This is a genomic window from Polynucleobacter nymphae (assembly GCF_018882155.1).
GTDB lineage: Bacteria > Pseudomonadota > Gammaproteobacteria > Burkholderiales > Burkholderiaceae > Polynucleobacter > Polynucleobacter nymphae.
The window spans coordinates 404,753-418,838 of the sequence record NZ_JACVPA010000001.1 but is presented as its reverse complement, the minus strand read 5'-3'; the positions used below and the strand labels follow the sequence as shown (position 1 = coordinate 418,838).

The 14,086-nt window shown below is 45.8% G+C and carries 14 protein-coding genes and 1 tRNA gene; 11 read left to right on the top strand and 4 right to left on the bottom strand.

Annotation, left to right across the window (positions count from 1 at the left end; all coding sequences use genetic code 11):
- The first annotated feature begins 47 nt into the window (after positions 1-47).
- The 7 genes from ICN29_RS02155 (at position 48) to ICN29_RS02125 (ending at position 6,616) form a co-directional block, all read left to right on the top strand.
- Positions 48-1,388 carry an adenylosuccinate synthase gene (locus ICN29_RS02155; protein WP_216129276.1) on the top strand — a complete coding sequence of 447 codons (1,341 nt, stop codon included), beginning with the start codon at positions 48-50 and terminating at the stop codon, positions 1,386-1,388.
- Between the two features lie 54 nt (positions 1,389-1,442).
- Positions 1,443-3,659 carry a malate synthase G gene (locus ICN29_RS02150; protein WP_216129274.1) on the top strand — a complete coding sequence of 739 codons (2,217 nt, stop codon included), beginning with the start codon at positions 1,443-1,445 and terminating at the stop codon, positions 3,657-3,659.
- A gap of 72 nt (positions 3,660-3,731) precedes the next feature.
- On the top strand, positions 3,732-4,223 hold the full coding sequence (locus tag ICN29_RS02145; RefSeq protein WP_216129272.1) for a hypothetical protein: 492 nt from the start codon (positions 3,732-3,734) through the stop codon (positions 4,221-4,223).
- Between the two features lie 110 nt (positions 4,224-4,333).
- Positions 4,334-5,017: a dienelactone hydrolase family protein gene (locus ICN29_RS02140; protein ID WP_216129270.1), complete on the top strand. Its 684-nt coding sequence runs from the start codon at positions 4,334-4,336 to the stop codon at positions 5,015-5,017.
- Positions 5,018-5,042: 25 nt separating this feature from the next.
- A complete protein-coding gene (locus ICN29_RS02135) occupies positions 5,043-5,540 on the top strand; it encodes a hypothetical protein (RefSeq protein WP_216129268.1) in 498 nt (165 codons plus the stop codon).
- Between the two features lie 9 nt (positions 5,541-5,549).
- On the top strand, positions 5,550-6,278 hold the full coding sequence (locus ICN29_RS02130; protein WP_216129266.1) for an AzlC family ABC transporter permease: 729 nt from the start codon (positions 5,550-5,552) through the stop codon (positions 6,276-6,278).
- A complete protein-coding gene (locus ICN29_RS02125; protein ID WP_216129264.1) occupies positions 6,275-6,616 on the top strand; it encodes an AzlD domain-containing protein in 342 nt (113 codons plus the stop codon). Before ICN29_RS02130 ends, ICN29_RS02125 begins: the two co-directional genes overlap by 4 nt.
- Before the next feature lie 86 nt (positions 6,617-6,702).
- On the opposite strand, the gene ICN29_RS02120 is transcribed toward ICN29_RS02125, so the two are convergent.
- Positions 6,703-6,789 (bottom strand) — tRNA-Leu (locus tag ICN29_RS02120).
- 155 nt (positions 6,790-6,944) lie between these two features.
- On the opposite strand from ICN29_RS02120, the gene rnr reads away from it, so the two are divergent.
- Genes rnr through ICN29_RS02105 form a run of 3 tightly spaced genes read left to right on the top strand, consistent with a single transcriptional unit; the run spans position 6,945 to position 10,311 of the window.
- Positions 6,945-9,326: a ribonuclease R gene (gene rnr / locus ICN29_RS02115; protein ID WP_216129262.1), complete on the top strand. Its 2,382-nt coding sequence runs from the start codon at positions 6,945-6,947 to the stop codon at positions 9,324-9,326.
- 16 nt (positions 9,327-9,342) lie between these two features.
- Complete coding sequence (gene rlmB / locus ICN29_RS02110; RefSeq protein ID WP_216129260.1) at positions 9,343-10,110, top strand: 23S rRNA (guanosine(2251)-2'-O)-methyltransferase RlmB; 768 nt, start codon at positions 9,343-9,345, stop codon at positions 10,108-10,110.
- An 18-nt stretch (positions 10,111-10,128) separates the two neighbouring features.
- Positions 10,129-10,311, top strand: a complete 183-nt coding sequence (locus tag ICN29_RS02105) for a YgaP family membrane protein (RefSeq protein WP_216129258.1) — start codon at positions 10,129-10,131, stop codon at positions 10,309-10,311.
- 25 nt (positions 10,312-10,336) lie between these two features.
- On the opposite strand, the gene tal is transcribed toward ICN29_RS02105, so the two are convergent.
- Entirely contained in the window at positions 10,337-11,302 is a 966-nt protein-coding gene (gene tal, locus ICN29_RS02100) for a transaldolase (protein WP_216129256.1), read from the bottom strand.
- Positions 11,303-11,415: 113 nt separating this feature from the next.
- Here tal and rpiA point away from each other — a divergent pair, with 113 nt between their 5' ends.
- Positions 11,416-12,126, top strand: a complete 711-nt coding sequence (rpiA, locus tag ICN29_RS02095; RefSeq protein WP_216129254.1) for a ribose-5-phosphate isomerase RpiA — start codon at positions 11,416-11,418, stop codon at positions 12,124-12,126.
- Between the two features lie 261 nt (positions 12,127-12,387).
- On the opposite strand, the gene ICN29_RS02090 is transcribed toward rpiA, so the two are convergent.
- The gene (locus tag ICN29_RS02090) at positions 12,388-12,660 is read right to left on the bottom strand and encodes an oxidative damage protection protein (protein WP_216129252.1); all 273 of its coding nucleotides are present in this window, start codon (positions 12,658-12,660) and stop codon (positions 12,388-12,390) included.
- A 23-nt stretch (positions 12,661-12,683) separates the two neighbouring features.
- On the bottom strand, positions 12,684-14,048 hold the full coding sequence (gene argA, locus ICN29_RS02085) for an amino-acid N-acetyltransferase (protein ID WP_216129250.1): 1,365 nt from the start codon (positions 14,046-14,048) through the stop codon (positions 12,684-12,686).
- Between the last annotated feature and the right edge of the window lie 38 nt (positions 14,049-14,086).

Sequence of the window (14,086 nt, the reverse complement as noted above, 5' to 3'; positions counted from 1 at the left end):
AGCAGACTTTTTAACCTATTTTGTAATTATCTTTTTTGGATTTCAATATGTCTTCAAAGCAGCAAGCTAAGGGTCGTAACGTTGTTGTCATTGGCACCCAGTGGGGTGATGAAGGCAAAGGAAAAGTAGTTGATTGGTTAACAGATCATGCAAAAGCTGTGGTTCGCTTTCAGGGTGGTCACAATGCGGGCCATACCCTCATCATTGGCGGCAAGAAAACAATTCTTCGTCTGATTCCATCTGGAATCATGCACAAAGAGGTCATTTGCTACATCGGCAATGGCGTGGTTCTATCCCCGGAAGCGCTCTTTAAAGAAATTGGTGAGCTTGAGGCTGCTGGTTTAGATGTTCAGTCTCGTTTGAAGATTTCTGAAGCAACTACTTTGATTCTCCCGTATCACGTTGCAATTGATCATGCGCGCGAGAAAAAGCGTGGCGAAGCCAAAATTGGCACGACTGGCCGCGGGATTGGACCTGCGTACGAAGATAAAGTTGCACGTCGTGCACTGCGTGTTCAAGATTTGTTCTATCCAGAGAAGTTTGCTGAGCAATTGCGTGAGAACTTGGAATATCACAATTTCATGCTCACTAATTACTATGGTGCAGAGCCCGTCAATTATGAAAAGACGCTAGCAGAAGCAATGTCTTATGCGGAGCGCATTAAGCCAATGGTAGTAGACGTTTCCAGTGCGCTTTATGCTGCTGAGCAGGCCGGTCAAAATCTCCTATTTGAAGGCGCGCAGGGTACCTTACTTGACATTGATCACGGCACATATCCATACGTCACTTCCAGCAACTGTGTAGCGGGTAATGCTGCTGCCGGTTCTGGTGTTGGACCAGATTCTTTGCAGTACATCTTAGGTATTACTAAAGCGTATTGCACCCGTGTTGGTGCTGGCCCATTCCCAAGTGAGCTCTATGATCATGACAACCCAGCAAAGCAAGACCCAGTCGGTATCCGTCTAGCTGAAGTTGGTAAAGAGTTTGGCTCTGTAACAGGTCGCCCACGCCGCACTGGTTGGTTAGATGCTGCTGCCTTAAAACGTTCGATTCAGATTAACGGTCTTTCTGGTTTGTGTATTACCAAGTTAGATGTGCTCGACGGTTTGGAGACTATTCGCTTATGCGTTGGCTATAAGCTAGACGGTAAGACTCTTGATGTATTGCCGCGTGGCGCTGAGTCTGTTTCACGCTGCGAACCTATTTATGAAGACTTCCCATGCTGGAAGGGCACTACCTTCGGCATTCGGGAGTGGGACAAGCTTCCAATCGAAGCACAAAACTTCTTGCGTCGTATTGAAGAAGTCGCTGGTAAGCCTATTGCCATGGTCTCAACAGGACCAGAGCGTGACGAAACTATCTTGCTCCAGCATCCTTTCCAGGGTTAATGGAAAATAATTCCTTTACTTAATTTATTCACTTTTGCTTAAGAAAATATCAACATGACTGCGCGCACTACCTGCAATGGCCTTCAAGTGGCAACTCCGCTTTACCGTTTTATCGAAGACAAAGTACTTCCAGGTACCGGCATTAAAAGCGCTGATTTTTGGAAAGGTTTTGATGAGATCGTTAAAGACTTAAGCCCAAAAAATGAAGCATTGCTAGCTAAGCGTGATCGCCTGCAGGCCGATTTAGATCAGTGGCATAAAGCCAATCCAGGTCCAATCAAGGATATGCCTGCCTATCGTAAACACCTGAAAGAAATTGGCTATATCGATGAGGTACCTGACACTGTTTTAGCTACCACGGAGAACGTAGATGATGAACTGGCTCTCCAGGCCGGCCCTCAACTTGTCGTACCAGTACTCAATGCCCGTTATGCCTTAAACGCTGCCAATGCCCGTTGGGGCTCTTTGTATGATGCCCTTTATGGTACCGATGTTATCTCCACAGAAGGTGGTGCCGATAAAGATGGTGCTTATAACCCGATTCGTGGTGCAAAGGTAGTTGCCTATGCGCGTCAGTTTTTAGATGAATCTGCTCCTTTAGCTAAAGCTTTATACAGCGATGTAGTGGCATATAGCGTCGTAGATAAAAAACTATCCGTGAAATTAAAAGATGGCAGTACTACTGGTCTGCTTGATGAGAAACAGTTTGTTGGCTATCAAGGCGATGCTGCTGCACCATCATCTATTTTGCTACGCAATAACGGTATTCATATTGATATCGAAATTGATAAGACCAAAACCATTGGTGCGGCTGATCCAGCTGGTGTCAATGATGTAGTACTAGAAGCTGCTCTTTCAACCATTTTGGACCTAGAAGATTCAGTAGCAGTGGTTGATGCTGACGATAAAGTGCTGGCTTATGAGAACTGGTTAGGCATTCTCAAAGGAACCTTAGTTGAAGAAGTCAGTAAGGGTGGTAAAACTTTTACCCGTACACTGAATCCAGACCGTAAATACACGGCAGGTATTGGTGCGGTTAACGCAAAAGATGGCGTGGTGACACTACATGGCCGCTCACTCTTATTCCTTCGCAACGTTGGTCACCTGATGACCAACCCCGCCATCATTACTAGTGAAGGTAAGGAAATCTACGAAGGTATCTTAGATGCAGTAGTGACAGTATTAATTGCTTTATACGACATTAAGCGCCCAGCGAGCCAAGTTATTGGCAATACACGCAAAGGCTCTGTCTATATTGTTAAGCCAAAAATGCATAGCCCAGAAGAAGTAGCATTCGCTAGTGAGCTCTTTGGTCGGGTTGAGAAATTACTTGGTTTGCCAGAGAACACTGTGAAATTAGGGATCATGGACGAAGAGCGTCGTATGAGCGTCAATATTAAAGCTGCCATTGCTGCTGCTGGCGCACGTGTTGCCTTCATTAATACCGGGTTCTTAGATCGCACTGGCGATGAAATGCATACCGGAATGTACGGCGGTGCCATGGTTCGCAAAGGGCGGATGAAGATCGCTAAATGGTTTGGAGCGTATGAACGCCGTAACGTATTAGCAGGCTTGGATTGTGGCTTACGTGGCCGCGCACAGATTGGTAAGGGCATGTGGCCTGCGCCAGATCTCATGAAAGAAATGGTGGAGCAAAAAATTGCACACCCTCAAGCCGGAGCTAATACAGCTTGGGTGCCATCACCCACAGCAGCGACTTTGCATGCAATGCACTATCACCAAGTTAACGTTGCGCAAATCCAAAAGGACATGGAAAAACAAGACACTAAAGCTGAGTATGAGACCTTAATGGATAACCTCTTGACTGTGCCAATCGCCCTATATCCTGATTGGACAAAAGAAGAGATTCGTGAAGCGCTGAATAATAATTGCCAAGGTATTTTGGGTTACGTGGTTCGCTGGATTGACCAAGGTGTTGGTTGCTCTAAGGTACCTGATATCTATAACGTAGGTTTAATGGAAGATCGTGCGACATTGCGTATTTCTAGTCAGCATATTGCTAACTGGTTGCTGCATAAATACGTCACTAAAGCAGAAGTGAATGAAGCTTTGCAACGTATGGCTGGTATTGTTGATATGCAAAATGCAGGCGATCCTCTATACAAGCCAATGATGCCAAACTACAAAGATTCATATGCTTATCAAGCTGCAAGCGATCTGATCTTTAAGGGTCTTGAGCAGCCAAATGGGTATACCGAACCATTACTACATGCTTGGCGTTTGAAAGTAAAAGCAGCACAAGCGAAGTAATTTTCGTGGACATTAAAAAACCAAAATGGATTTGCCCACAAAGCAAATCCATTTTTTATTAGACACATCAATATGTTTGGCTTACTAAATCTATTTTCTCGACCCCAGCAGACTTTCCCTCTAAAACTTAATGACGGAGGCAGGGAGCAGGCTGGTTTTAAGGGTGGGGCTGGTGATTGTGTTGTGAGATCAATCGCTATTGCCGCCAAACTGCCTTATATGCAGGTCTATGAAGACTTAAGAAGCGCCAATCAAAGCTACGCTGAACTGAAGAACGACCGTTTAGCAAGGCGCCTAAATAACAAGGGTGCATCACCTCGAAACGGCAACCATCGCAATGTCTTTCATGATTACATCGTTGGACTCGGTTTTGAGTGGGTTCCAACAATGAAGGTGGGGGCAGGCTGCAAGGTACACCTCAGGCCTAATGAGCTTCCAGGCGGAACATTAATTGTGAAGGTTTCCAAGCATTTAACTGCAATAGTTGATGGAGTGATTCAAGATACGCATGATCCATCACGACGTGGAAATCGCTGCGTTTATGGCTATTACATCAAGCAATAAAATGGGAGTTTAATTTTTTAAGTATTGCGCAGGCGATTATTTCAGCTTCCAAGTTCCGCGATAGTATTGGCCATTCAAGTAAAGTATTTAGAAAGACGAAAGGAAGTTACATGATTCAGTTTAAAAGACCCGATGGGGGTGCTGTTGAAGGCTATTTAGCCCAGCCTCTTGATAAAGCCAATGCCCCTGGAGTGGTGGTCCTTCAGGAGTGGTGGGGTTTAGATGATGAAGTGAAGTCGGTAGCTGATCGTTTAGCTAAAGCTGGCTACCGTGCCTTGGTGCCTGATCTATATCGCGGTAAGTTAGCACTTGAAGCTAATGAGGCTGAGCATTTAATGAGTGGACTAAACTTTGGCGATGCTGCTTCTCAGGATATTCGTGGAGCTGTTCAATATCTAAAGGCAACTGGTAGCAAGAAGGTTGCTGTTACTGGATTTTGTATGGGCGGTGCTCTGACAGTGCTATCCGCTTGTAATGTTCCTGAACTCGATGGCACCATTGTTTGGTACGGATATCCTCCATTGGAGTATGTAGATGCAACAGCGATTCAGAAGCCGATGATGGCGCATTGGGCGTTGCATGATGATTTCTTCTCAATTACAGGTGTAGATCAGCTAGAAGAAAAGTTGAAACAAGCAAGCTGCCATTATGAATTTCACCGTTATGATGCCAAGCATGGTTTTGCTAACCCTAAATCTGCTGTTCGTGGCATGCCGCCATTGGAGTACAAGGCCGAGGCTGCCACATTAGCCTGGGATCGTACCCTAGAGTTTCTAAAGAAGATCTTGGCTTAATTCATTCATCAGCTACATTCATACTATGCATTTGTTCTCTGAAAACCTCGCCGTAGAAATTTCTGCTTACTATCGCAACTTAGCCTTGGGTCATGGGGTAGTGCCAAAGGTATTCACCTTAGTGAATGGGGAGGGGGATCAATTCCTTTTCTTTATAGATGATCTTGCTATGGAAAAGGAAGAAGAGGATCAGTTTTTGGCGTATATCGTCAAAGAGCATGATGCCGTTGCTTATGCGCGTGGTACCTTAGTCATCGTTGATAAGAGTAGGCAATACATTGAGTTTGCAGTTGTGGATCGTGATGATGAAGATGCCATCGTTTGTTCCGCAGAACTAACGCGAGATATGGAAGATAAGCCAATCAGTCTTACAGAGTTTGATAAAACGGTAGTGAGGAAGAGCTCCATTGTTTTTGGTGGACTCTTTGAGCCAATGAAGCTAACCGAAGCAAAAATAGAAGATTTTGAAAGTCTATGGGATGAAATGAAGCCCAAGATTTTGCAACGATCTATGGGAATCTAGATCCTCTATATGACGCCAGCACAACAGCGGGAATTTATCTACGGCTTTAAGGAGATGTCACATTCCGCTGTGACAATCATGACTTGGAGCTTAGTTACTGGCATTGCCATGGCTAAGTCCGCATTAACTATTCAGCAAGCAATTGCGATGAGTCTACTAGTTTACGCAGGCTCAGCTCAGCTTGCTGCGCTTCCTTTGCTTGCTGTAGGCGCACCTATTTGGGTAATCTTGACAACTTCTTTCATGGTGAACTTACGCTTCGTTATTTTCAGCCTTGGATTGCAAGCCCATTTTTTCTATCTATCAACTTGGCGCAGAATTTTATTGGGCTATTTCACTACAGATTTTTCTTATCTAAATCACATTAAGCGCTTCCCAAAGCCCGAAACGCAAAAGGAGCTAGCCGCCGATCCAGAGCATTTACGCCTCTATTCAATGATGGGCTTTCAGGCTGCTAATTGGTTTTTTTGGCAGGTGGCGTCTATCACGGGAATCTTGCTTGCAAGCCAAATCCCGAATGACTGGGGTTTAGCATTTGCTGGCGCAGTCGCTTTGATAGTCATTATTGGGCCGATGCTAGATCGCGCGTCAGCCAGGTGGGCCGCAGTAACGGCGGGAGTTGTAGCAGTAATGACTTATGGCTTGCCATTTCGGCTCAATATCATTTTGGCAGTCGGTACAGCAATAGTTGTAGGGATGATATTGGATAAATCTCCAAAAGAAGGGGCGATCTCATGAATGACAGCAGCATGAGAATGACTTACCTCATCATTGGGATGATTGCGATGACTTTCGTGGCGCGCTGCTTCTTTATTTTTCTAGGTAATCGCATCAAAATTTCAGAGTGGGCGCTAGAGACAATTCGGTATGCCCCATTAGCTGCATTGATTGCCATTTTGGCTCCAGAAATATTCTTACCTGTAAGCGCCTCCAGTATCGCTGAATTTAATCTGAGGTTCCCAAATATTTGGGGCGGAATTGCAGCCCTGATTGCCTTCTATTTCACTAGGAAAATGATCCCAACGCTGGTGATTGGTATGGCAGTCTATACAGCTGCTCGGTTTTGGTTCGCCTAATAAAGAGAGAAAGATCGCAAGAGAGCAGTGAGGCGAAAGCTTGCAATCTGCTGGTTTGACCCCATATAAGGTCTAGTGAGTGTGTTTGGTGCCCAGGAAGGGACTCGAACCCCCACAACCTTACGATCGCCAGCACCTGAAGCTGGTGCGTCTACCAATTTCGCCACCTGGGCATGGCTCTATTATAGAGGGATGAGGGCTATAGAGGCTTTTCTGAGCTAATTTGGCTTTTTCCCCATAGACTTGATGGTTTGATACAGTAGGCTTATTAATAACAAAAATAGATATCAATAGATATAGCAAGGGCATGTATTGCCGAAGGAATTAAATGCGTAAAGCAAAAGACTTGGTGCCGCGTGAGGCTGACCGTTTAGGAACAGTCCAAGGCCACCGAGATGGATTTGGATTTGTAATTCCCGATGATGGTGGTGAAGATATTTTTCTCTCTGAGCGAGAGATGTCTCGCGTCATGCACGGCGATAGAGTCAACGTCAAAGTGTTGGGAACAGATCGACGTGGTCGCCCAGAGGGGCAGATTGTCGAAGTAGTACTCCATGCAAATAAAGTCGTGATTGGTCGCCTCCTCAATGAAAATGGCGTACTCATTGTGGCACCTGAAGATAACCGTATTGGCCATGACATCTTGATTCCCCCCAAGGGGCAAGGCCAGGCCAAACTGGGTCAAGTAGTGAGTGTTGAGATCATCGATTACCCAGATAGCTATCGTCAAGCCCTTGGCCGTGTTGTTGAAGTCTTAGGTGAGATCGACGATCCTGGTATGGAAATCGAAATCGCTGTCCGCAAGTATGGCGTGCCACATGAGTTCTCAGCTGCTGCCATGAAAGAGGCCGCTGCACTGCCAGACTCTGTGCAACAAGAAGACTTAGAAGGTCGGGTTGATCTACGAGACATTCCTTTAGTCACGATTGATGGCGCTGATGCGAGAGACTTTGATGATGCGGTGTATTGCGAGCCGATCATGCACGGCAAAACCAAAGCTTGGCGCTTGATTGTCGGTATTGCCGACGTCTCCCATTATGTGAAGCCCGGACACCCTTTGGATGATGAGGGCTTACTGCGCGCTACTTCGGTATATTTCCCAAGGCGTGTCATTCCGATGCTTCCCGAGAAGATCTCTAATGGTTTGTGCTCGCTAAATCCTAATGTAGATCGTCTGTGTATGGTCTGTGATGCTGTAGTGGATAACAACGGCATTGTGTTGGCCTATCAGTTTTATCCTGCGGTAATGCACTCTGCCCAGCGCTTCACTTATGACACCGTTTGGGAGATTCTATCGAATAGCAAGGGACCTGAGGCCGCGCGTTTTTCTGAGTTCAGTCCATTACTAGGAAATCTCTACGCCTTATATAAGATTTTGTTATCTGCTCGCGAGAAGCGGGGCGCTATTGAGTTTGAAACTACTGAGACTCAGATCATCAGTAATGAGCTTGGCAAGATTTTACGGATTGAACCGCGTCTACGCAATGAGGCACACCGCTTAATTGAAGAGTGCATGTTGACAGCAAACGTTTGTGCTGCTGATTTCATTGATAAAAATAAACACTTAAGTCTGTATCGCGTGCATGGAGAGCCTTCTGAAGAGAAGTTAATGACCTTGCGCCAAGTATTGCGAACCTCAAGCCTTTCTCTGGGCGGTGGTGAAAAACCGAAGCCACGCGATTATGCAAAACTTATGCGTGAGATCAAAGATCGTCCTGATGCCAATATGTTGCAGTCAGTAGTCTTGCGATCTATGCAGCAAGCGATGTACCAGCCGGACAACGAAGGTCATTTTGGCTTGGCTTACCCAGCGTATTCTCATTTCACAAGCCCAATTCGCCGCTATCCTGACTTGCTTACCCATCGTGTGATTAAGTCTATCCTGCAGAAGAAAGCATACGTCCCGGCATTGTCACCAACTGTTCCACTCAATTTGACTTTGCCTCGCAAAGGTAAGGGCCGTGAGAACGCAGTCAATGCTAAAAAATCTCATAGTGACGCTAAGGCAAATACGGCCAAAGGGACTAAAACACCAAAAGGGGCGAATGCCGCCTTGCCTATTTGGGGTCAGTTGGGCGTGCATTGCTCATCGAATGAGCGTCGCGCAGATGAAGCCTCACGTGATGTCGAGGCTTGGCTTAAGTGTTATTACATGCGTGACCATTTAGGTCAGGAATATGCTGGCACAGTAACGAGTGTCGCCAACTTTGGTTTATTCATTCAGCTCGAGAACCTCTTTGTAGAGGGGATGGTTCACGTCACCGAACTCGGTGGCGATTATTTCCAGTTTGACGAGGCTCGTCAAGAATTACGCGGAGAGAGAACTGGTATTCGGTATCGGTTAGGTGATCGTTTACATGTTTTAGTGAGTCGCGTTGACCTAGATGCCCGTAAGATTGAATTTAGTCTGGTGAAGTCGATCGGTGCAGAAGTGGGCGGCTCGTCTAGTCGCCGTCAGTTAATACTAGCTACTGACACCGGAAGACCCAATAAGAAAGCCGCATCTAAGAAGAGTAGGCCAGAAAGCAAGGTCCCACAAAAACCTAGCGGTATTAATGTGAACGCCGCTAAGTCTGCAGGTAATTTAAGCGCCAATCAATCTAAGAGCAAAGCCAGTCGGAAGAATGGCAAATCGAAGCCTGGCAGGTCTGTTGGTAAGCCTGCTGGTAGTAAGCCGCCAGTCCGCAGCACCAATGCTCGCCGTAAATAAAGAATAAATAAAACAAATGAAACAAATATTAGTTGGCTTTCATGCGGTTCAAGCGCGTTTACGCGTTGACCCAGAGAGCCTAAAGGCAGTGTATTTTGATCCGGGTCGTCGTGATAGGCGGATGGGTGATTTTTTAAAGCAGGCCGAAGAGGTTTTGGGTGAGCGCTTGCATGCTGCTGATTCTGAGCGCTTACATAAGCTCACAGGCCATGATCGCCACCAAGGGGTGGTTGCCTTAGCTGAAAAAATGACGATTGCGCGCACCATCACTGAGGTGGTTGAAGATGCTGAGAGTGCGCAGAAGAAATCCTTATTTCTCGTTTTAGATGGCGTTACTGATCCCCATAACTTTGGCGCCTGCTTACGTGTAGCAGATGGCGCTGGGGTTGACGCGGTAGTGATTCCAAAAGATCGCTCAGCATCTATTAATGCAACCGTCAGTAAGGTATCGAGTGGCGCATCTGAAGTGATGCCCGTCATTACTGTGACCAACCTCGTGCGGAGTATGAAAGAGATGCAAGAGGCGGGCGTCTGGTTAATTGGTACCGATGATGAAGCTGAAAAATCCATCTATGACCTTGATCTCACTGGCCCCATTGCAATCGTTATGGGAGCCGAGGGTGAGGGCATGCGACGCCTCACAAAAGAAACCTGTGATGAGCTCGTACGCATCCCAATGCAGGGTGTAGTAGAAAGTTTGAATGTTTCTGTTGCAAGTGGCGTATGCTTGTATGAGGCATTAAGACAGCGCCTAGCGAAAGTAACTAACAAAGCTGCCAAGTAGGTTTACTGAAAGGCTTTTATGAAATGCAATATTGGTCACACTGATCGTATTTTGCGCATGACCGTCGGAGTTACCCTCATTGGTTTGGCAACCTTTGGTATTACGGGTCCCTGGGCATGGATTGGAGTTATTCCTCTAGCAACTGGAGTGTTTGGCAATTGTGCGGTCTATAGCATGCTAGGGATTAATACCGCCAAATAATAAGGCGAGCAGTTAGCAAGAAGCTTTACTTAGCAAGTAAGGCCTCTAGCTTTTCTGTATCAATACAGAAATTGCGAATACCCTCAGCCAGTTTCTCAGTAGCCATCGCATCATTATTCAATTGCAGACGGAAACTTGACTCATCTAGCTTTAATGGGGTGATAGTTTCACCATGAGTATTGGCTGCATCCAGTTTTTTACTCACCATGCCAGTGCCGCTTTGTAACTCAGCTAGCAGCTCTGGGCTAATAGTTAATAAATCACAGCCTGCCAGTTCCAGAATTTGGCTGGTATTACGAAAGCTCGCACCCATGATCTCTGTGGAGATGCCAAAGTGCTTGTAATAGGTAAATATTTTCTTTACTGAAGTCACGCCAGGATCGTTTGCACCACCATGGCTAGCATCATTCCAATTGGCTCCCAGCTTTGCTTTATTCCAATCGGTAATACGACCCACAAATGGAGAAATTAATCTTGCGTTTGCAGCGCCACAAGCTGCAGCCTGCACTAATGAAAAGAGCAGAGTCATATTGCAATGAATACCAGCAGCCTCGAGTTCTTTTGCGGCAGCGATACCTTCCCAAGTACCTGCAAGTTTAATTAAGATACGTTTACGATCAGTGCCCTGTGATTCATATAAGGAGATCAGGTGCTTGGCTTTGGTAACGGTCGCTTTAGTATCGAAAGAAAGCCTTGCATCGACTTCAGTAGATACTCTGCCAGGAATGATTTTAAGAATCTCTAAGCCAAATGCCACCAGAATGTAGTCCACTAAATCTGTGGGGCTCATGCCTGGATGTGTATTCTTAACTGACTGCACCAAGTTTTGATAATTACTTTGCTGAGCAGCTTTGAGAATGAGCGATGGATTGGTCGTAGCATCCTGCGGTTGGAACTCTTGCATCCGTTCAAAGTCGCCAGTATCGGCAACGACCGTGGTGAGCTTTTTGAGCTGCTCTAGTTGGTTATGGGCTAAAGAGGTGCTATTCATGGCTAGATTGGTCTAAATAAGGAGTCTGCTGTAGTGGGTTTCTTATAGATATCATATGATAGATGTATTCATTACTCAGTTCCAGTTAAGGCATAAGGGCGTTGCGCAGGCATATGAACCAAGATCAACTCAAACAAATGGTGGGCGAGGCAGCGCGAGATGAAGTCTTAAAACTGCCGGCAGGGCAAATTTTAGGGGTTGGTACCGGTTCAACCGCCAACTGCTTTATTGATGCCTTAGCTTCCCATAAAGATCATTTTGCTGGAACAGTATCGAGTTCAAACGCGACTACAGAGCGCTTACTAAAGCATGGCTTTCAGGTTTTAGATCCCAATGATGTCATGAGCTTACCCGCCTATGTCGATGGTGCCGATGAAATCGATCCAGCAGGCCACATGATTAAAGGTGGTGGTGGAGCGCTCACTCGTGAAAAAATTATTGCCTCTATGGCAAAGCAATTTATCTGCATTTGCGATTCATCCAAGCAAGTTCCTGTTCTTGGTAACTTTGCTCTTCCAGTAGAAATCATCCCCTTAGCAAAAGGCGTAGTGAGTAGAGAGTTAGAAAAACTGGGAGGCAAGGTAACACTGCGCCTGGCTAAAAATACGCGTGCAGATTTAAATGAAACCCCGAGCGAGCCTTTTGTGACTGATAACGGTGGGTGGATTTTAGATGTGGCAGGTTTAAAGATTAGCGACCCCATCAAAATCGAAGTGCAAATCAATCAAATTGCGGGCGTTATCACTGTTGGGCTCTTTGCTAAAGAAAAAGCTAACATCCTGCTAGTCAGCAATGCTGCTGGCGTAGAAAGAATCGTCCTCTAAAAATAAAAAAACCCGACGGGGCTTCCCCATCGGGTTGTTTGCCATGGATTGCATGGCGCAGGCGCTCGGAAGGTATTTAGTTCCTTAGCCTATGAGCATATAGATATGCTCATTCTTAAGTGGCTTTCGCCAATGTAGCGGGGCACTATATCTGCCTCACTACGATTACATCCTATGCCTGAGTTTTTAGAGTGTCAACCCTTGAGAACAAGTTTTAGGCATTTATTTATGTTGTATCGCAATACCCAATAAAGCCGCTTTTTATTCTGCTGGCGGGGTATAACCTTCTGCCATATCTGCACCACCTTCAAAGAAGTACTTTTCAACCTGCTTTAAAAGGTATTGGCGAGCACGAGGATCAGCCATATTGAGGCGGTTTTCATTAATGAGCATGGTTTGATGCTTTAACCATGCAGCCCAAGCCTCTTTAGATACTTGATTCCAAATCTTTTTGCCAAGATCACCAGGAAGTGGAGCGAAATCCATTCCTTCACCCTCTTTGTTAAGTTTGATGCATTGAACCATGCGTGCCATCTGCAATACCTTTCTTATTTTTCTTATAGATCTTTAGTTAAAACCATGGACTTACGGTCCCAGTTGTAAATTTGCTTTCTTTCTTCAGGCAAATCGTCAACCGTTGCCCGCTTAAAGCCACGCTTTAAGAACCAATGCTCTGTTCTGGTGGTGAGAACAAATAGTTTCTTGATACCTTCTTGTTTGGCGCGCATTTCAACGCGTTTAAGCAGACGCTCGCCATCGCCTGAGCCTTGAACATCAGGATCTACAGCTAAACATGCAAGTTCACCAACGCCGTTAGGGAAAGGAAAGAGGGCAGCGCAGCCAAATAAAACACGGTCATGCTCAATTACTGAGAAGCGCTGAATATCCCGCTCAATCACGTCTTGTCCCCGAGCTGCCAAGATACCTTCTTCTTCAAGTGGCATCGTCAATTGCAAAATACCGCCGACATCATCCTGATTGGCTTCGCGCAAATTCTCAATATCTGAGGAGGCGAGCATCATACCAATACCATCGTGGGTAAAGAGTTCTTCAAGCAATGCACCATCTTGATTGCAAGGTAAGAAGTGAACACGGCTCACGCCAGATTTAATAGCTCTACCAGCAATATTGAGTAAGCTCTTCATACCAATATCCACATTCTTACTCTCGGCCATATAGTCTTGGAGTTGAGGCATAGATAGCTCAGTAATCAGATCACCTTCTGCATCATGGAGCCCTTCGTAAGGGCTTAAGAAAATCAACTTATCTGCTTTAAGTGCAGCAGCAGTAGAGGCAGCAACATCTTCATAAGCTAGATTGAATGCTTGTCCAGTAGGCGAGAAGCCTAAAGGGGAGAGCAAAACAATTTTATTGCTATCTAAAGAGAGCCTAATAGATGCGGAGTCTACTTTGCGCACTAAGCCGGTATGGATGTAATCAGTACCCTCAACCACACCTATGGGCATCGCGGTAATGAAGTTTCCGGAGATCACAGAAATACGTGATCCTGCCATCGGAGTATTCGGTAAGCCACGACTAAAAGCCGCTTCGATATCCAGACGCAATTCACCGGCAGCCTCTTTAACGCACTCCAGTGCAGCAGCATCAGTGATCCGGTAGCTTTGCATTGCGGTTTTACCAAACTTACTCTTAATCTTACGTAAGGTCAGTTGCTCTTCAATCTGTGGACGAATGCCGTGGACCAAAACAATGCGCATGCCCATGGCATGCAACATGGCAATGTCTTCAATCAGATTCTCAAGACCAATTTCTTGGACGAGCTCACCGGCAAAAGCAATCACAAAGGTTTTTTCACGGAAGCTATGAATGTAGGGCGCAACGTCGCGCAACCACCCTACAAAGGGGAAGTTGGGGGTAGATTCTTCGGCACTTGAGGCCTGATTCGGTGCATTTGTTGGCATAGTGAGAAAATTATAGGGTGCAAGAGCCCATAAACCAA

Bases quoted from the DNA above. Each gene is read 5' to 3' on its own strand.
- ICN29_RS02155 (WP_216129276.1), top strand. From the start codon at position 48: ATGTCTTCAAAGCAGCAAGCTAAGGGTCGTAACGTTGTTGTCATTGGC.
- ICN29_RS02150 (WP_216129274.1), top strand. From the start codon at position 1,443: ATGACTGCGCGCACTACCTGCAATGGCCTTCAAGTGGCAACTCCGCTT.
- ICN29_RS02145 (WP_216129272.1), top strand. From the start codon at position 3,732: ATGTTTGGCTTACTAAATCTATTTTCTCGACCCCAGCAGACTTTCCCT.
- ICN29_RS02140 (WP_216129270.1), top strand. From the start codon at position 4,334: ATGATTCAGTTTAAAAGACCCGATGGGGGTGCTGTTGAAGGCTATTTA.
- ICN29_RS02135 (WP_216129268.1), top strand. From the start codon at position 5,043: ATGCATTTGTTCTCTGAAAACCTCGCCGTAGAAATTTCTGCTTACTAT.
- ICN29_RS02130 (WP_216129266.1), top strand. From the start codon at position 5,550: ATGACGCCAGCACAACAGCGGGAATTTATCTACGGCTTTAAGGAGATG.
- ICN29_RS02125 (WP_216129264.1), top strand. From the start codon at position 6,275: ATGAATGACAGCAGCATGAGAATGACTTACCTCATCATTGGGATGATT.
- rnr (WP_216129262.1), top strand. From the start codon at position 6,945: ATGCGTAAAGCAAAAGACTTGGTGCCGCGTGAGGCTGACCGTTTAGGA.
- rlmB (WP_216129260.1), top strand. From the start codon at position 9,343: ATGAAACAAATATTAGTTGGCTTTCATGCGGTTCAAGCGCGTTTACGC.
- ICN29_RS02105 (WP_216129258.1), top strand. From the start codon at position 10,129: ATGAAATGCAATATTGGTCACACTGATCGTATTTTGCGCATGACCGTC.
- tal (WP_216129256.1), bottom strand. From the start codon at position 11,302: ATGAATAGCACCTCTTTAGCCCATAACCAACTAGAGCAGCTCAAAAAG.
- rpiA (WP_216129254.1), top strand. From the start codon at position 11,416: ATGAACCAAGATCAACTCAAACAAATGGTGGGCGAGGCAGCGCGAGAT.
- ICN29_RS02090 (WP_216129252.1), bottom strand. From the start codon at position 12,660: ATGGCACGCATGGTTCAATGCATCAAACTTAACAAAGAGGGTGAAGGA.
- argA (WP_216129250.1), bottom strand. From the start codon at position 14,048: ATGCCAACAAATGCACCGAATCAGGCCTCAAGTGCCGAAGAATCTACC.